14 protein-coding genes, 18 tRNA genes and 1 pseudogene are annotated in these 16,145 nt (G+C 71.2%); 9 read left to right on the plus strand and 24 right to left on the minus strand.

Going from position 1 to position 16,145, the window contains the following annotated elements; translation table 11 throughout:
• Nucleotides 1–451 (minus strand): annotated as a pseudogene (locus AB0F10_RS28810) (hypothetical protein); the annotation flags it as partial.
• A gap of 158 nt (nt 452–609) precedes the next feature.
• On the opposite strand from AB0F10_RS28810, the gene AB0F10_RS28815 reads away from it, so the two are divergent.
• The 3 genes from AB0F10_RS28815 to AB0F10_RS28825 are packed head-to-tail and all read left to right on the plus strand — an operon-like array spanning nt 610 to nt 3,862.
• Complete coding sequence (locus AB0F10_RS28815) at nt 610–1,536, plus strand: ATP-binding cassette domain-containing protein (protein WP_360631735.1); 927 nt, start codon at nt 610–612, stop codon at nt 1,534–1,536.
• Nucleotides 1,533–3,050 carry a hypothetical protein gene (locus tag AB0F10_RS28820; protein WP_360631738.1) on the plus strand — a complete coding sequence of 506 codons (1,518 nt, stop codon included), beginning with the start codon at nt 1,533–1,535 and terminating at the stop codon, nt 3,048–3,050. The genes AB0F10_RS28815 and AB0F10_RS28820 overlap by 4 nt, the downstream gene beginning before the upstream one ends.
• Nucleotides 3,047–3,862, plus strand: coding sequence for an ABC transporter permease (locus AB0F10_RS28825; RefSeq protein WP_360631741.1), 816 nt, complete (start codon nt 3,047–3,049; stop codon nt 3,860–3,862). Before AB0F10_RS28820 ends, AB0F10_RS28825 begins: the two co-directional genes overlap by 4 nt.
• Nucleotides 3,863–3,922: 60 nt before the next feature.
• Here the strand turns inward: AB0F10_RS28825 and AB0F10_RS28830 are convergent.
• The 19 genes from AB0F10_RS28830 to AB0F10_RS28920 form a co-directional block, all read right to left on the minus strand.
• Nucleotides 3,923–3,999, minus strand: a tRNA-Cys gene (locus AB0F10_RS28830).
• 39 nt (nt 4,000–4,038) lie between these two features.
• Nucleotides 4,039–4,112: transfer RNA gene (locus tag AB0F10_RS28835), tRNA-Arg, on the minus strand.
• A gap of 1 nt (nt 4,113) precedes the next feature.
• Nucleotides 4,114–4,199, minus strand: a tRNA-Tyr gene (locus AB0F10_RS28840).
• A 60-nt stretch (nt 4,200–4,259) separates the two neighbouring features.
• Nucleotides 4,260–4,333: transfer RNA gene (locus tag AB0F10_RS28845), tRNA-Glu, on the minus strand.
• 7 nt (nt 4,334–4,340) lie between these two features.
• On the minus strand, nt 4,341–4,745 hold the full coding sequence (locus tag AB0F10_RS28850; RefSeq protein ID WP_360631744.1) for a hypothetical protein: 405 nt from the start codon (nt 4,743–4,745) through the stop codon (nt 4,341–4,343).
• A 256-nt stretch (nt 4,746–5,001) separates the two neighbouring features.
• Nucleotides 5,002–5,075, minus strand: a tRNA-Arg gene (locus AB0F10_RS28855).
• Between the two features lie 31 nt (nt 5,076–5,106).
• A tRNA-Ser gene (locus tag AB0F10_RS28860) sits at nt 5,107–5,199 on the minus strand.
• A gap of 8 nt (nt 5,200–5,207) precedes the next feature.
• Nucleotides 5,208–5,282: transfer RNA gene (locus tag AB0F10_RS28865), tRNA-Pro, on the minus strand.
• An 11-nt stretch (nt 5,283–5,293) separates the two neighbouring features.
• A tRNA-Arg gene (locus AB0F10_RS28870) sits at nt 5,294–5,366 on the minus strand.
• Nucleotides 5,367–5,370: 4 nt separating this feature from the next.
• Nucleotides 5,371–5,444 (minus strand) — tRNA-Ile (locus AB0F10_RS28875).
• A 10-nt stretch (nt 5,445–5,454) separates the two neighbouring features.
• A tRNA-Ser gene (locus AB0F10_RS28880) sits at nt 5,455–5,542 on the minus strand.
• A gap of 7 nt (nt 5,543–5,549) precedes the next feature.
• A tRNA-Asp gene (locus AB0F10_RS28885) sits at nt 5,550–5,621 on the minus strand.
• Nucleotides 5,622–5,624: 3 nt separating this feature from the next.
• Nucleotides 5,625–5,698 (minus strand) — tRNA-Ala (locus tag AB0F10_RS28890).
• Nucleotides 5,699–5,714: 16 nt separating this feature from the next.
• Nucleotides 5,715–5,789, minus strand: a tRNA-Leu gene (locus AB0F10_RS28895).
• A 61-nt stretch (nt 5,790–5,850) separates the two neighbouring features.
• Nucleotides 5,851–5,923, minus strand: a tRNA-Leu gene (locus AB0F10_RS28900).
• Between the two features lie 5 nt (nt 5,924–5,928).
• Nucleotides 5,929–6,000: transfer RNA gene (locus AB0F10_RS28905), tRNA-Gln, on the minus strand.
• A gap of 77 nt (nt 6,001–6,077) precedes the next feature.
• Nucleotides 6,078–6,149, minus strand: a tRNA-Gly gene (locus AB0F10_RS28910).
• A gap of 114 nt (nt 6,150–6,263) precedes the next feature.
• A tRNA-Glu gene (locus AB0F10_RS28915) sits at nt 6,264–6,337 on the minus strand.
• A 194-nt stretch (nt 6,338–6,531) separates the two neighbouring features.
• A tRNA-Trp gene (locus AB0F10_RS28920) sits at nt 6,532–6,605 on the minus strand.
• Nucleotides 6,606–7,274: 669 nt separating this feature from the next.
• On the opposite strand from AB0F10_RS28920, the gene AB0F10_RS28925 reads away from it, so the two are divergent.
• The 3 genes from AB0F10_RS28925 to AB0F10_RS28935 all read left to right on the plus strand — a co-directional run bounded on the left by AB0F10_RS28925 (nt 7,275) and on the right by AB0F10_RS28935 (nt 9,694).
• Complete coding sequence (locus tag AB0F10_RS28925; protein ID WP_360631746.1) at nt 7,275–7,832, plus strand: SigE family RNA polymerase sigma factor; 558 nt, start codon at nt 7,275–7,277, stop codon at nt 7,830–7,832.
• Nucleotides 7,833–7,837: 5 nt separating this feature from the next.
• Nucleotides 7,838–8,605, plus strand: a complete 768-nt coding sequence (locus AB0F10_RS28930) for a hypothetical protein (RefSeq protein WP_360631749.1) — start codon at nt 7,838–7,840, stop codon at nt 8,603–8,605.
• 267 nt (nt 8,606–8,872) lie between these two features.
• Nucleotides 8,873–9,694, plus strand: coding sequence for a carbonic anhydrase family protein (locus tag AB0F10_RS28935; RefSeq protein WP_360631752.1), 822 nt, complete (start codon nt 8,873–8,875; stop codon nt 9,692–9,694).
• 66 nt (nt 9,695–9,760) lie between these two features.
• On the opposite strand, the gene AB0F10_RS28940 is transcribed toward AB0F10_RS28935, so the two are convergent.
• Nucleotides 9,761–11,347, minus strand: a complete 1,587-nt coding sequence (locus AB0F10_RS28940) for a DHA2 family efflux MFS transporter permease subunit (RefSeq protein WP_360631755.1) — start codon at nt 11,345–11,347, stop codon at nt 9,761–9,763.
• 411 nt (nt 11,348–11,758) lie between these two features.
• Here AB0F10_RS28940 and AB0F10_RS28945 point away from each other — a divergent pair, with 411 nt between their 5' ends.
• Nucleotides 11,759–12,847 carry an SPFH domain-containing protein gene (locus tag AB0F10_RS28945; protein WP_360631758.1) on the plus strand — a complete coding sequence of 363 codons (1,089 nt, stop codon included), beginning with the start codon at nt 11,759–11,761 and terminating at the stop codon, nt 12,845–12,847.
• The gene (locus AB0F10_RS28950; RefSeq protein WP_360631761.1) at nt 12,844–13,905 is read left to right on the plus strand and encodes a hypothetical protein; all 1,062 of its coding nucleotides are present in this window, start codon (nt 12,844–12,846) and stop codon (nt 13,903–13,905) included. Before AB0F10_RS28945 ends, AB0F10_RS28950 begins: the two co-directional genes overlap by 4 nt.
• A gap of 9 nt (nt 13,906–13,914) precedes the next feature.
• Here AB0F10_RS28950 and AB0F10_RS28955 read toward each other — a convergent pair whose 3' ends face one another.
• The 3 genes from AB0F10_RS28955 to AB0F10_RS28965 all read right to left on the minus strand — a co-directional run bounded on the left by AB0F10_RS28955 (nt 13,915) and on the right by AB0F10_RS28965 (nt 15,353).
• On the minus strand, nt 13,915–14,346 hold the full coding sequence (locus tag AB0F10_RS28955; RefSeq protein WP_360631764.1) for a MerR family transcriptional regulator: 432 nt from the start codon (nt 14,344–14,346) through the stop codon (nt 13,915–13,917).
• Nucleotides 14,343–14,681: a hypothetical protein gene (locus AB0F10_RS28960; protein ID WP_360631766.1), complete on the minus strand. Its 339-nt coding sequence runs from the start codon at nt 14,679–14,681 to the stop codon at nt 14,343–14,345. Before AB0F10_RS28960 ends, AB0F10_RS28955 begins: the two co-directional genes overlap by 4 nt.
• Nucleotides 14,682–14,765: 84 nt before the next feature.
• Complete coding sequence (locus tag AB0F10_RS28965) at nt 14,766–15,353, minus strand: AbfB domain-containing protein (protein ID WP_360631769.1); 588 nt, start codon at nt 15,351–15,353, stop codon at nt 14,766–14,768.
• A gap of 142 nt (nt 15,354–15,495) precedes the next feature.
• On the opposite strand from AB0F10_RS28965, the gene AB0F10_RS28970 reads away from it, so the two are divergent.
• Entirely contained in the window at nt 15,496–16,068 is a 573-nt protein-coding gene (locus tag AB0F10_RS28970; protein WP_360631772.1) for a DUF6518 family protein, read from the plus strand.
• Nucleotides 16,069–16,145 lie beyond the last annotated feature (77 nt).

Here is a 16,145-nt window from a genome sequence, read left to right on the forward strand (position 1 = left end):
CCGCGATGGCGGTGACCGCCAGCATGGCGATGGCCGGGGTGCGGTCGCCGGACGCGATGGCGGCGCGCGGCGCGGCGGCGTAGACCACGAACGGCACGATCAGCGCGCCGGCCGTCCGGACCCGGCCGCGCCGGCCCAGGACATAGCAGGCGATCGCGAGCGCGACCAGCCCGGCGACCGTGGGCGGGTAGCCGATCAACGGGCTCAGCAGGCACACGGCGGCGATGAGCACGGCCGCCACCACCGGCATCGCCCGGACGAGCGCGATCGGCACCGTGGCGGCGAGGGCCAGCACGGCGCCGAGCGGCCGGGTCAGCGGCTGCCCGGCCTCGTGGACGGCCACCTCCACGAGCGCGGCGCAGCCGAGCACGGCGGCGAGCAGGTACGGCACGTAGGCCTGATCGAGCATCCGGCGGTAGCCCGGGACGGGATTCTCCTGGGTGAGCCGCACGTCAACCATTGTGACCGTACCGGCGGCGCGGCGTCGTCCCCCAGCTCAGGGGCCGTTCGCCTCCCCCACGCGGGGGAGGGGTCGCTCGGGCCGGGGACACGCAGGACCGCTCCGCAGCGTGACGACCGCGGACCCGTACGGCTCCTAGCCTGCTATCCATGCAGCCAACCATCGAGGTACGCGGAGTGCGCAAACACTTCCGCAGCACGGTCGCCGTCGACGACCTGACCTTCACCGTCCGCCCCGGGGAGGTGACGGGGTTCGTCGGGCCCAACGGTGCCGGCAAGTCCACCACCATGCGGATCATCCTCGGCCTCGACGCGCCGGACGCCGGCGACGCGCTGATCGGCGGCCAGGCGTACCGCGCCCTGCGCACCCCGCTGCTTCAGGTCGGCGCGCTGCTGGACGCCTCGGCGGTGCACCCCGGCCGCAAGGCCCGCGACCACCTGTTGTGGCTCGCGCACAGCAACGGGATACCGCGCAGGCGCGTCGGCGAGGTGCTCGAACAGGTCGGGCTCGCCTCGGCCGCGGGCCGCCGGGCCGGCGGCTACTCCCTCGGCATGCAGCAGCGGCTGGGCATCGCCGCGGCGCTGCTGGGCGACCCGCCCGTACTGATGTTCGACGAGCCGGTCAACGGCCTCGACCCGGACGGCATCGTCTGGATCCGCGGCCTGATGCGCTCCCTGGCCGCCGAGGGCCGGGTGGTCTTCGTGTCCAGCCACCTGATGAGCGAGTTGCAGGACACCGCCGACCACCTCATCGTCATCGGCCGGGGCCGGCTCATCGCCGACACCAGCGTGGCCAAGCTGATCGCCGCGGCGTCGCGGGACCGCGTCGTCGTGCACACCGCCCGGCGCGCCGACGCGATGACGCTGCTCGCCAACGCCGGGGGCACCGTGGCCGCGACCGACGCCGAGATCCTGACCGTCGAGGGCCTCACCGGCGAACGGACCGCCGCGCTGCTCACCGAGGCCGGGCTGGCGTTCTCCGAACTGCGCTCACACCGCGCCTCGCTCGAGGAGGCATACATGGAGCTCACCCGCGACGCGGTCGAGTTCAGCGTCACCGAGGAGGAGGGGCGATGACCGCCGCGCGGGAGAACTTCGGGCGGCTGCTGCTCGCCGAATGGACCAAGCTGCGCTCGGTGCGCCGGTGGGTGATCACCCTGTTCGGCGTCGCCGTGCTGACAGTCGGAATCAGCGTGCTCGCCGCGAACGGCGGCTCCACCGACATCAACAAGCAGCCCAACTTCGTGACCGGGCCGGACGGCTCCCCGGTCTCCGACGGCATGGAGTTCGTGCACCAGCCGATCGCCGGCGACGGTGTCATCACCGTGCGGGTCGCCTCGCTCGGCAAGCCGCCGGAGGAGAACCCCGGCCGGGGGATGAACCCCGACTTCAAGAGCCTGCCGGTGGGGCCGTGGGGCGGCGCGGGCGTCATCATCAAGGACGGCACCCGGGCCGGCTCGGCCTACGCCTCGGTGCTGCTCACCCCGACACACGGCGTACGCATGCAGTCCAACTACACGACCGACCTGGCCGGCTCGGACGGCGGCGGGCCGCGCTGGCTGCGGCTGAGCCGTACCGGCGAAAAGATCATCGGGTCCGAGTCGGCCGACGGGACCACCTGGCGGAAGATCGGCGAACTGACCGTGCCCGGCCTGCCCCGCGACGCCGAGATGGGCATGTTCGTCTCGGCCGAGCCCGAGATGAGGCTGATGCGCCAGGCCGGCGGCACCTCGGTCGGCGGACACCCGGGCAAGGCCGTGGCCACCTTCGACAACCTCCAGTTCTCCGCCGCCTCCGGGGAGTGGCGCGACGACCGGGTGGACATGCCCATACCGGAGCCGGACGGCCCGCCCGTGCACGGCACCGACGGCCCGCAGGGCAGCGTCACCGAGGCGAACGGCACCTACACCATCATGGGCGGCGGCAAGATCGGTCCCGAGGTTCCGCCGGACGACATGGTGCAGATCTCGCTGTTCGGCGTGATCGCCGGGCTCATGGCGCTGATCGCGATCAGCGTGCTCTTCGCGACGTCGGAGTACCGGCGCGGGATGATCCGCACCACGTTCCTGGCCAGCCCGCGCCGCGGCCGGGTGCTCGCCGCGAAGGCCATCGTGCTGGGCGGCGTCACCTACCTGATCGGGCTGGCCGCAGCGGTCACCGCGTTCCTGATCACGCAGCCGGTCCTGCGCGAGCACGGCTTCGCCCCGCCGGCGTTCGCCAAGGAGTCCCTGACCGACCCGACCGTCATCCGGACGCTGCTGCTCACGGCCGCGTTCATGGCCGGCGTGGCGGTGTTCAGCCTCGCCGTGGGCACGATCATGCGCCGCAGCGCCGCCGCCATCACGACCGTCATCGTGCTGGTGATCCTGCCCGTCATCGTGGGCTCGCTGCTGCAGGCGGCGCCCGCGCGCTGGCTCATGCACGTCACGCTCGCCGGCGGGTTCGCCACCCAGCGCGCCAAGCCGCCGAGCGACACCCTCGTCGAGCCGTGGTCGATGATCGGCCCGTGGACCGGCCTCGCGGTCACCGTCGCGTACGCGGGCGCGGCGCTGCTGCTCGCGTGGTGGCTGCTGCGGCGGCGAGACGCGTGAGCGACCGCCTGCCCGGTGCGGCCGGGGTGGGCCGGGCGCTGCACGCCGAGTGGACCAAGCTGCGGACCCTGCCCAGCACCGGCTGGCTGCTGCTGGCCGCCGTCGGGTTCACCATCCTCGTCGGCTACGCGGCCGCGGCGACCCTGCGGCTGGGGGAGTGCGAGCCACCGCAGTGCTACGAGGACATCACGAAGATCAGCCTGGTCGGCGTCCGCCTCGGCCAGACGGCGATCGTCATCGTCGCGGTCCTGGCGGTCACCGCCGAATACAGCACCAAAATGATCAAGGTGACGCTCGCGGCGGTGCCGCGCCGGATGACCGTGCTGGTCAGCAAGCTCGGCGTCGTCACCGCGGCCGCGATGCTGGCCGGCGCGGCGGGCGTGCTCGGAGCGCTGCTCACCGCCCGGGTGGCGCTGCCCGGCAACGGCTTCACGGCCGCCAACGGCTATCCGCCGCTGTCGCTCGGCGACCACCTGACCCTGCGGGCCGCCGGCGGCAGCGTGCTTTACCTGGGCCTGATCGGCGTGCTGGGCGTCGGGGTCGGCCTGCTGGTCCGGGACACGGCCGGCGCCGTCACCGCCGTGCTGATGCTCCTGTACGGCTCGCCGATGCTCGCCCTGCTGATCTCCGATCTGCGCTGGCAGCACCGCATCCACCGGTACTCGCCGATGGACGCCGGGCTGAGCATCCAGACGACCCGGGACTTCGCGGCCGCACACATCGGGCCGTGGGCGGGCCTCGGCGTACTCGCGGCCTATGCGGGCGCGGCCGTCGTGGCGGGGGCGATCGCCCTGAAGTTCCGCGACGGCTGAACGAGGGCCCGGCCGGGGCCGTCCGTTCCCGGGTGAACTCATCAGTGGATGGCATGGTCGAGGCCTCGTCCGGAGTCGAACCGGAAAGGGTCACCCGCTTTGCAGGCGGGGCGCTCCGCCGGGAACGCCACGAGGCCGTGACGCCGGCCCGCGAGTCGCGGGCCGGCGGTGTTGCGTGCCCCCGGCTGGACTTGAACCAGCGGCCTCGACGCTCGGAACGTCGCGCTCTGTCCCGCTGAGCTACGAAGGCATGGTGCGGGCGGAGGGATTCGAACCCGCTCAGCGCGAAGCACCTGGGTTACAACCAGGCCCGACTCTCCAGCGTCGGCGCGCCCGCATGTGGTGAACTGATCGATCTCACGCCCTGGGTGGCATTCGAGCTACCAGGGGGCATGCGCAGCGCGGACGGGGTTCGAACCCGCAACCTCCCGGGTGAAAACCGGGCGACTCTTCCTGTTGGTCCACCGCGCCTTGGTGGTCATCCGGTGAGGCTCCGGACGAGGTGGTCGATCACCTGAGCCGCTCGTCCGGGATCGTCGGCGAGCGGGCCGAGTCGGTCGTACATGGGGAACGAGGTCACGGCCACGGCGGCGGCCAGCACGTCGCCGGTGGCGAACGCGGCCGCCGGTGCGGCCTCCGCGGCCAGGCGTTCCAGGAGTTGCCGTAGCTGGTTCTGCCGCCACTGCTCGCGCTGCGTCAGCGCGGCCGCCACGTCCTGGTCGACGGCGGCGAGCCCGAACATCGGCCGGAGGAGGTCGCGCTCGGCGTGCCAGAAGTGGCAGGTCCGCCGCACGATCGCGGCGCACGCGCCGGTGGCGGTCAGGTGCCGGGTGTCGCTGAGTAGCTGATCCATCTGGGCCCGCTCGGCGAGGTCGGTGAGCACCGCCTCGAGCAGGCCGCGCTTGGAGCGGACCTGGTTGTAGACCGTTATCGAGACCTGGTTGCCCGACGGCGCGGCGCATCGCAGGCGGGTGGAGTCCCGGGCCGACGACCTGCCCGGCTGGGTCTACCCGACCTGGGAACAGGTGCAACAGGCCAGGCTGGGGTACCAGCCCCGCTCCGACGATCGGCTGACCCTGGACACCACCGGGCCGGCGGAGAACTCGTACCGGGAACTCGTCACGTTCCTGCGGCTGGCGGCCCCCGGGCGGGGCTCGAACCCGCAACCGTCGCCTTAGAAGGGCGCCGCTCGATCCGGTCGAGCTGCCGGGGGAGGGGACGCGCCGTCGCGGCGTGACGGCGCATGGCGGAGGAGGGCGGGGTCGAACCGCCACGGGCGGCAAAGCCCCAACCGTTTTCGAGACGGCGGCCGGCGCCAACTATCGGCTGGCTCCTCCAGGGTTTGCCGGGCCAGTCAGATTCGAACTGACGGCTTCTCGCTCCCAAAGCGAGCGCGCTGACCAAGCTGCGCCATGGCCCGTTGATCTTGCGTGCCTCCACGAGGACTCGAACCTCGGACCGCCGGATCCGTAATCCGGTGCTCTATCCGCTGAGCTACGGAGGCGTCGTCTCGCCGGCAGGATTCGAACCTGCGCCCTCCTCGATATCAGCGAGGCGCCCCTACCAGCTGGGCCACGGCGAGAAACATGAAGCGGAGGGTGAGGGGATCGAACCCCCGCAGGACCCGCGGCCCTGTCGACGGCATAGCAAGCCGCAGCCTTCCCACTCGGCCAACCCTCCAGGTACGCGCCGACGACGGGAATCGAACCCGCGACCCTCCGCTCGACAGGCGGATGCTCTACCACTGAGCTACGTCGACATGTGGACCCGGTCGGATTCGAACCGACAAACCTTCGCTGTGCAAAAGCGCTGCTCTACCGTTGGAGCTACAGGCCCGAAATGTGCTGTTGCGTGCCCGGAGCAGGATTCGAACCTGCACTGCCCGCGTCCTGGGCGCGGTGCCTCCTGCCAGTTGGGCTACCCGGGCATGGGTGTGGCCGGCGGGACTCGCACCCGCATCATCGATCGCCGCCGTCGGCGGCCTGGCGTGCCCTCGGCGCGATTCGAACGCGCACCGTACGGTCCCTCAGACCGCTGCCTCTGCCGTTGGGCTACGAGGGCATGAGCTGCGAGCGGAGGATTCGAACCCCCATTGCCCGGTTCAGAGCCGGGCGTGCTGCCGATTGCACCAGCTCGCATCGCCCGGGCCGGCGGGGGTAGCGGTTCCCGCCGGCCCGGATCTTCGGCAATGTCATCGTCGGTACCGCTGGACTCGAGCGGCTGCGGGGAGTCGAACCCCGGTCTCCGCCATGGCAAGGCGGCGCACTGACCGTTGTGCTACAGCTGCGGAACACGCGCCGCCGCGGCGCGCGAGAGCCTTCGGCGGGGCTCGAACCCGCGCTGCCCGCCGTACCGGGGCGGGGCCCGACCCGTCGGGCGAAGGCGTGCGTTGCTTGGTGCGTCGCCCGTCCGGGGGTTGAACCCGGTCTTCCGGATTGAGAATCCGGTGGTCTACCTGCCTCAGCCTCACGGGCGCTGAGCCCGGCGCGTCGCCGCGCCGGGCGGTGCCGCCCGGGTCTTCCCGGCCGGGCACCCCGGGTGGGCCCGAGAATCTCGCTGTGCCCACGCCGGATAATCACCGGCGGCCTCAGGAATGAGGGCGCCGGATATACATGCCATCCACTGTTGAGTTAACAAAAACCAATTCCACTGAACGAATTCAGGGCACGCACGGGCGGCGGGATTCGAACCCGCAACCTTCGGTTTTGGAGACCGGTGCTCTATACCGTTGAGCTACACCCGTAGGACAATTCTGGAACGAAAAAACCGCCCGTCCCTCGGCTGCAGAGGTGGGCGGCGTAGACGCAGATACAGCTGCGCTACCCGCTCCACCGCTCCAGGTCACGACTGGGTTCGCAACCTCGCCGGTGCAGTCTCGCCGTCGCGACGGTCATGGTTAGCCGATAATCCGACGCCCACGGTTGGGCAATTGCGCAACTCGGCTGCCACGACATGACGGTTCAACTCCTCTCGGAACTCTCGGTGCGGTATCGCCATCCAGGATGGCCGATCGTGCTGCATCCGTCAATGGCTTTGTGGTCCGGATTCGAACCCCGCCGCTGGCGTTGAGATCACTCTGCCCTAAACCCCGGAATGCCCGCCAGTGATTTATCGCTACTGATCGTCGGCCACCGTTGAGCCTTTTCCGGCGCGGCCCGGGCGGCAGCGCCCGGCCCGAGGCCAGGTTGAAGATCGGACCGCGACAGCCGCAATGTCACGCAGCGACGACCACCGCACCTCGCCGATGTTCTCCCCGGCGAGGTCCTCGTGGGACCGGGTGACGCGGGTTCAGCGAGGGCATGCCCGGCACTCTCGCCGACGGGCTCGACATTGCCGTGCCCGGCCGGGCAACCGGACCGGGACGCAACCGGTCTGATACGGGTGACAGCTCAAGCCGGCAGAGGGAGCGTCCGTGGCTGCGGACATCGACATCGAACTGCATGCGTTCGTCGAGGCGAGATACCTGCACCTGCGCCGCACCGCGTACCTGCTGTGCGGTGACTGGCACCGGGCCGAGGATCTCGTGCAGACCGCGCTGGCCCGGGTGGTGGTCGCGGCCCGGCGGCGGGCGATCGACAACCTCGACGCGTACGCCCGGACCGTGCTGACCCGGGTCTATCTCGACTATCGGCGCCGTCATCCGTGGCGGCGGGAGCGGCCGCTGGCGGAGCCGCCCGAGCAGCCGGCCACCGACGGCGACCGGGCGCTGTCGCTGACGGTCCTCGCCGCCCTCCGGGCGCTGCCGCCCCGGCAGCGCGCGGCGGTGGTGCTGCGCTACTGGGAGGACCGCAGCACCGAGGAGACGGCGGAGGCGCTGGGCGTCGCCGCCGGCACCGTCAAGAGCCAGTGCGCGAAGGCCCTGGCGACCCTGCGCGGATCGCTCGCCGTCATCCGGCCGGAGCTGTCGTTGAGCCTCGCTCAACCCGCCCCGGCCGCGGAACGCTCGTCGAACGGAGGAGGAGAAAAGTGACAGGAGTGCACGACCTCAGAGGCCTGCTGGAGCGGGCGACGACCGACGCGCCGCCACCCGAGGCGGGCTCGGCGGAGGTGTTCGGCCGCGCCAGGTCGATCCAGCGGCGCCGCCGGCTGGGTGCCGGCCTCGCCGGAGCCGGCACGCTCGGCGTGCTGGTCGCGGTCGCGGCGACGCTCTCCGGCCCGGCCGCGGTCCCGGATCCGGCCGGCGGCGTGGCCCCGGCGACGGCCGCGCCGCCCACGACGGCGCCGACCGCGCCGACGGTGCTCGAGACCCTGCGCGATCTGCTGCCGCCGGGCGCGCGGGCCGGCCAGGAGGAGGAGACGAGCGGGGGTTTCGCCGGTCTGGTGGTCACCGACCCGGCGGGCCGCACCGCGGTGCAGGTCAACGTCCAGCCGGGTTTCACCCATTCCGGCAAGACCACCGTGTCGCAGCTTCTCGACCGCTACGACTGCGCGAAGCGAACGGATCCGCACGGCACCGATTGCACCGCGACGACGTCGCGCACCGGGACCCGGATCCTGTCCATCGACGGTCCCGCCGATGAGGGCGGCCCGGCGGAGATCGTCCGGCGCCAGGTCGACGTCCTCGGGCCCGACGGGCTCAGGGTGGTCGTCACCGCCTGGAACGCCGTCGACGTCAAAAACGGCCCCGTCACCCGATCGGCGCCGGCGCTGACCGGCCGTCAGCTCCAGCAGATCGCCACCAGCACGCGGTGGAGTTCGGCGAACGCGGCTCCACCTGCCTCGCCGGGCGGCGCCCCGAGCTAGGTGGTCCGGTGTGGATGGCGCATCGTCCCCGGCGGATGAGGAGGAAACGTCCTTGCTGCCGGGCGGCGAATCGTGGCGGCCCGTTATGCGGCTTTGGGTGGTGCGCGACTCGCCGCGCGGACCCCCGAAGGAGCATCGAATGATTGACATGCGTGTTCGCGTCGGGAGGGTGATGCCGGCGCCGTCGGCGGCCGCTTGAATCACCGCAGGCATGACGCCGGTCGTGCCATCGCCCAGGCGACCCGAACGCGTGAAGGAAGTGGCGCGATGCGTAAGCGGATGCGAGGCATCGCCCTCGCCGCGGTGCTGATCCTGGAGGCGGGCTCGGTCGTCGGTGTGAACGCCGAGGCGTCCGGCCCGGCGGCGGCGGCGCCGGCCGCCCCGGCGGGCGGGTTCACCTACAACGGCGACACCGGCCCGGGTTTCTGGGCCGACCTCGACCCGGCGAACGCGCTCTGCGGCAGCGGCACCAGCCAATCGCCGATCAACATCAGCCACGTGCGGATCGACCCGAGACTCCGGCGCCTGAAGCTGGCCCTCGCGGCGACGCCGATCTCCCTGGTCAACAACGGGCACGCGATCGAGGAGGAGATCGAGTCACCGAACACCCTGACGCTGAACGGCGTCGTGTACACCTCGGCTCAGTTCCACTTCCACACGCTCTCGGAGCACACCATCGGCGGGCGGCGCGGCGCGATGGAACTGCACGCCGTGTTCGCGGGTCCGGCCGGGAGGACCGCCGTCGTCGGCATGCTGTTCACCGTCGGGCACGAGAACGCCTTCCTCGACGAACTCACCTCGGCCGGCCTGCCGAGGCACACCGGCGACCACGTGACGTCCGAGGCGGAGATCAACCTCGCCGACGGGCTGACCGACACCGCCGAGTACTACATGTACTCCGGATCCCTCACCACGCCGCCGTGCACGCAGGGGGTGACCTGGTTCGTGCTCAAGGGCGAGGCCCAGATGTCCAGCGCCCAGTTCCAGGCCTTCCAGGACATCCTCGGCAACGACTTCCGGCCGCTCCGCAGCGTCAACGTCCGCGTGGTGTCCGCCACCGCCAAGGGCGGCCGCGGCCACGGGCATTAGCCGGGCCAAAGACCGCGGCGCACCTCCGACGAGTCGGAGATGCGCCGCGGGTTCGAAGCTGTTCGGTCAGTGCACCATGATCGGGGTCTCGGCGCGGTCACCGTCGGTGCCGCTCTCCTGCTGCGCGGGCATGCGCTTGCGGGGCAGGAAGGCGATCGGGATGAACGTCGCCAGTACCAGCACGAAGCCGACCGTGAACGTCGTGGCGAACGAGTCGGCCATGAACTGCAGGCCGCGCTCGATGACCGACGGCTCGACCGGCAGCGGCGTGCCCTGCTGGCTGGCGAACGCGGCGCCGACCTCGGTGATCGGCTCGCCCGTCTGCGGGTTGATCAGGCCGGGGATCGGGGCCGACTCGTTGAGCTGGCTGGTGAGGATCACGGACATGGTCGCGGAACCGATCGAGCCGCCGATCTGCTGGAGGATGTTCACCAGCGTGGAGCCGCGCGCCACATCGTGGCTGGACAGGGTCCGCAGCGCCGACGTCATGATCGGCATCATCGTGCCGCCCATGCCGAGGCCCATCACGAACAGCGAGCCGCACAGCACCACGTACGAGGTGTCGGTGCCGACCTGGGTGAACGTGAAGAAGCCCGCGGCGATGAGCGCCATCGCGAACGGCACGGTCCGGCCCACCGGGATCTTGTCGGCCAGCGCGCCGGCGATCGGCATCGTCAGCATCGCGCCGATGCCCTGCGGCGCCATCAGCAGGCCGGCGTTGAGCGTCGACTCGCCGCGCACCTGCAGGAAGTAGCTCGGGAACAGCAGGCCGGCACCCATGAACGCGATGATGAACACGAACAGCGAGATGGAGGCGACGGTCAGGTTGCGGTTGGCGAACAGCCGCAGGTCGAGCAGCGGGTGCTTCGGCTTGAACGAGTACAGCACGAACCCGATCACCAGAAGGCCACCGACGAGCATCGGGATCCAGACCTTGTTGGCGGTGATGCTGCTGGTCTCCGGCAGCGACGAGACGCCGAACAGGAAGAGGGCGAGGCCGGGCGACAGCATCAGCATGCCGATGAAGTCGAACGACTCCGACGGCTGCGGGTTGTCCTTCGGCAGGGCGAGCGCGGCGTAGACGAGCGCGATCGCGCCGATCGGCACGTTGATCAGGAACACCCAGTGCCAGCTGTGCGCCTCGATCAGCCAGCCGCCGAGGATGGGGCCGGCGATCGGGCCGAGCAGCATCGGAACGCCGAGGACCGCCATGAGCCGGCCGATCCGCTGCGGGCCGGCCGCGCGCGTCATGATCGTCATGCCGATCGGCATGAGCATGCCGCCGCCGAGGCCCTGCAGCACCCGGAAGGCGACGAGCTGTTCGATCGAGTCGGCGGTGGCGCAGAGCACCGAGCCGAACGTGAACAGCACCAGGGCGAGCATGTAGACGCGCTTGGTGCCGAACCGGTCGGCGGCCCAGCCGCTGAGCGGGATCACCGTCGCGAGCGCCAGGGTGTAGCCGGTCATGGTCCAGGCGACCTCGGCGTACGTGGCGTCGAACACCCTCTGGAACGTCGGAAGCGCGACGCTGACCACGGTGATGTCGAGGATCGACATGATCGCGCCGAGGACCACCACGCCGGCGATCTTGAATACGGCGCCGTCCAGCTTCGCGGGCGGTGCAATGGCTTGATCGGTCACAAAGAGCTCCATGTTTCGTAGGGCCGACTGCCACCCGCGGCACATCGAGTGCCGGGCCGCGCGATGCAGGAGACCATGGTGTCACTGCGGCGGGGCCGCGATCATCCAGTTTTCCCAGCATTCCAGGGGTGACCACACCATGGGACGGACGGTGACCGACAGCACAGTCACTCACGGGCGACACGGGTGGTATATGGGGCGCCCTGGACCCCGTTGCTGACTTATGCCGCTTTCAAGAGGTAGGACCGTTGGGCCCGGCTCGGTGTGATGTGCACCATGTGGGGGGCGTGACGCCGGGCCGCCGCGGCCGGCCTGAGCTCCTTGTCGGGTTCCCGGCGCATTCGATCATTACTCGTAGCGTGTTGGTACCGTTCCGCGCGGCCTTGATCACGAGGTCTTCTCGTACGCGGAAGGGGGTTCGCCGTGGGGTTGTGGGACAAGCTCAAGGGTGAGCTGATCGACATCATCCAGTGGACCGACGACAGCCGGGACACCATCGTGTGGCGGTTCCCTCGCTACGAGAACGAGATCAAGATGGGCGCCAAGCTCGTCGTGCGGGAGTCGCAGGTCGCCGTCTTCGTCAACGAGGGCCGGATCGCCGACGTGTTCCAGCCCGGCACGCACACCCTGACGACGCAGAACCTGTCGATCCTTGCCACGCTCAAGGGCTGGAAGTACGGCTTCGAGTCGCCGTGGAAGGCCGAGGTGTACTTCGTCAACACCCGGCAGTTCACCGACCTCAAGTGGGGCACCCAGAACCCGGTCATCGTCCGCGACCCCGAGCTCGGCGCGGTGCGGCTGCGGGCGTTCGGCGCCTTCTCGATGCGCGTCGTCGATCCGGCCCTGCTGCTGCGGGAACTGGTCGGCACCGACGCGCAGTTCCGCACCGAGGAGGTCCGGGAGTACCTGCGCCAGCTGGTCGTCGGGCACCTCGGCAGCGCCCTGGCCCGGGCCGGCGTGCCGGTGATCGACCTCGCGGCCCAGCAGCTGTCCATCGGCAACACCCTCGCCGCGGTGCTCACCGACGAGCTGACGCCCAACGGCATCGCGATCGCGAAGTTCATCATCGAGAACATCTCGGTCCCGCCCGAGGTGGAGGCGGCGCTGGACAAGCGCGGCTCGATCGGCGTGGTCGGCGACCTCGACGCGTACACGAAATTCCAGACCGCGAACGCGATCGGGGACGCGGCCGGCAGCACCGGTGAGGCCGGCTCCGCGATCGGACTCGGCCTGGGCATGGCCGCCGGTCAGCGCGCCGTGCAGTCGATGACCACCCCGTCCGCCCCGGCCGGGCCGCCGCCCCTGCCCGCGGCCGAGTGGTTCGTCGGCGCCGACGGCCGGCAGCTCGGCCCGTTCGACCCGGCCGCGCTGGCCGGGCAGGCCCGCTCGGGCGCGCTGACCCGGGACACCCTGGTCTGGCGCAACGGCATGGCCGGGTGGATCGCCGCCGGCCAGGTGCCCGAGCTGGGCGCCGCGTTCGCCGCCGTCCCGCCGCCGCTGCCGCCTCGGTGAACCAGTACCCGTGCTCCACCTGCGGAGCCAACGTCGAGTTCGCGCCGGGCACCACGGTGCTGAAATGCCCGTACTGCAGCGCGGAGACGCCCCTGGTGCCGACCGGCGCGCGGGTGCGCGAGCACTCGTACGCCCAGTTCGCCGGTCTGCGCCGGGTGCCGGTCGCGGAGCTGGCCGCGTACACGTTCACCTGCCGCGGCTGTGGCGCGGTGACCCAGAGTGACAAGGTCTCGGACCGGTGCCAGTTCTGCGACGCGCCGCTGGTCGCGGACACCACCGCCGGCGACATGGTGGCACCCGAGGCGGTGCTGCCGTTCAGCGTGGACCGGCCCACCGTGCGGGAGGCGTTGCGCGCCTGGGCGGCGTCGCGCTGGTTCGCGCCGAACTCGCTGAGGACGGTGACCGAGGCCGAGTCCGCGCACAGCACCTACCTGCCGCACTGGACCTACGACGCGCGGACCCGGTCGCACTACACCGGCCAGCGCGGCGAGCACTACTGGGACACCGAGACCTACACCGACAACGGCGAGACCAGGACCCGCCAGGTACGCAAGACGAGGTGGCATTCGGCGTCCGGCACCGTGGCCCGCGACTTCGACGACGTGCTGATCGCCGGGACCGGCCGGGTGGCGCCGAAGCATCTCAGCAAGCTGGAGCCGTGGCCGCTGCCGCAGGCGCAGCCGTACCGGCCGGAGTTCCTGGCCGGCCACGAGACGCTGCGTTACGAGGTGGAGCCCGAGGCCGGGCTGGAGACCGCGAAGACCCGGATGGCGACGGTGATCGACCGGGACTGCCGCGACGACATCGGCGGCGACGAGCAGCGGGTCTCCTCGGTGCGGACCAGCTACATCGACGTCACGTTCAAGCTGATGCTGCTGCCGGTGTGGCTCGCCTGCTATCTGCACGCCGGGAAGACGTACCAGGTCATGATCAACGGCCGCACCGGCGCTGTCGCCGGGGAGCGGCCCTACAGCGCCGCCAAGATTGCCGCCCTGTCCCTCGCGGTCGCGGCGCTGATCGCGGCGATCGTGGTCGCGGTGATGCTGTCGCGGCAGTGACGCGGCGGCTCAGGCGGGATCTCCGGAGGGTCGGTCGGCGGTGCCGATGGTCAGGAACGGGATCGGGCAGTCGGCGCAGGTGCAGTCGGTGAGGCTGTCGCAGCGGGCGTCGACGACCTCCGCGAGCGTGGCGCGGATGGTGGTGAGGTCGGCGATCCTCCGGTCGATCTCGGCGATCTTGCCGATGGCCCGCTCGCGCAGGTCGGGAGGCGGGTGCCGGCGCCGGCCCGTGTCCAGGAGTTCGGCGACCTCGTCGAGGGTGAATCCGAGCCGCTGGGCCGTCTTGATCACGCGGAGGAGGGCGACGGTGCCGGGCGGGTAGAGCCGGTGGCCGCCGTTCGAGCGGTGCGGCTCGGCCAGCAGGCCGCGGCGCTCGTAGTAGCGCAGCGTCTGGATGTTGACCCCGGCCCGTTCCGCGACCTCGCCGGTCCGCAGACTCATCGGTTTCGCAGGCCTGCGGCGGCCCGCCGGGTCAGGGATGCGAGCACGCCGGCGTGCGCGGGCGGCACCTCGATGTCGAGGACCACGGCCTCACCGTCGGTGGCCTGCGCCGTGGTGGTGGTGAGGGTGAAGAACGAGCAGCACTCGGTCTCGCGCGCGGCCAGGTCGCGTACCCGTGCCGCCAGGCCGGCCGCGCCGGTCAGGTGCAGCCGGGCGCGGGTGGCGTCGACCGGGTCGACCCGGTGCACGGCCGTGGCGAACAGGTCGCCGAACTCGGCCAGCCGGACCGGCCGCTCGGCGGTGGGCAGCGTGCACGCCTCGGGGACGTCATACATCGCGGGCTCCTTCGAGCAGGTGATTCCGGCGCCGCGTGGCGCCGTCCGTTCGACGGTAAACCTGTACCTGGGTACCGGATGCAATCACTTTCCGGCGAGCGGGGAACGGACGTGGAACGTGCTGTCGGCGCGGAAGCCGGCGGTGCCGTCGGACCGGTCCACCCACAGGTCGTCGCCGACATGGCGCAGGAACCAGCCCGGATAGTTCTGCGACTCGAGGACGACCGAGCCCGCGGCGGAACCCTCGCGGGGGCAGAACGTCGCATCGCCGCGGAAGAGCACGGTGCCCTCGTCCGGGCTCGACCGCAGCCGCCACGACGAGTGCCGCAGGTAGCGCCCGTCGGGCGTGCGCAGGGAGAAGCACTCCGGGTTCGACAGGCCGGCGACCACCTCGAAGGTGGCCGCCTCGTCGTCCGTCCCGGCCGTCGCCAGCGTGCCGAACTCACCGGTGATCGTGACGAAACGGCCCGCGGCGTCGGCCGATTCCAGCGACACCGTCCCGGTGGGCAGCAGCCCGGCGCCCGCGGCCGAGGGCGCCGCGAGGGCCGGCGGGCCGGCGGGCGAGGCGTGGGACCAGCCGGCCACGGCCACGGTGATGCCGACGGCCAGCGTCACCGCGAAGACCGCGGACCCGACCGACCACGCCGCGACGGCGAGGGGCCGATCACGCATCTCACATCACCGACCTTCAGCCGGGCCATCCTGGCGCTCGGGGTGACTGTGGACGACGCGGACCGGCCAGTCAACCACCGCGTTCTGGATCTGTCTCCCGGCCGATGTCCTGGTGCGGCCGGCGCGCCTACCATCGGCGCTCATGATGATCGCCCCGGTCGCCGGCTTCCTGCTCGGATTCCTCGACTTCGTCTGGATCAAGTACGTTCCGTTCCCGTTCGGCGGGCTCGGGAACTCGATCGCGGTCTGGGCGGTGGCCGCGTTCCTGCTGACCTTCTACGCCCGGTGGAGCATGCCGCGCGCCGTCATCGGGGCGATCGTCTTCCTCGTCGTCGCCGTGCCGAGCTACTACCTGGCGGCGGCGCTGATACAGAACGACGACTGGTCGAACCTGTATTCGCCCTTCGCCCTCCTGTGGATGGGTCTCGGGGTGGTCGCGGGCGCCGTCTTCGGCGCCGGTGGCGTCGTCGCCCGCGGCTCCTCGCGATGGCGGGTACCGGCGCTCGCGCTGCCGGCCGCGATCCTGTTCGCGGAGGTCGCCCTCCAGTGGTCCGGCGGGCACCTCGGATATGTGAGCGTCCTGGTCGCCCTGGCGCTGGGTGTCACGCTCGCGATCGCGCGGACCTGGCGGGAACGCGGCCCGGCGCTGGCGTACGCGATGCCGTTGAGCGCGGCCGGATTCATGCTGCTGCTCGCAAGTGGATTCGGCCGGTAGGGTGCGGCGTCGGCTCCGGCAACGTCGACGCCTGGATGGATCAGGACGGCGGCACCGGGTACGCCCGCCTCCCGATC

Origin of the sequence: Actinoplanes sp. NPDC026623 (genome assembly GCF_040638275.1) — a bacterium.
Lineage (GTDB): Bacteria > Actinomycetota > Actinomycetes > Mycobacteriales > Micromonosporaceae > Actinoplanes.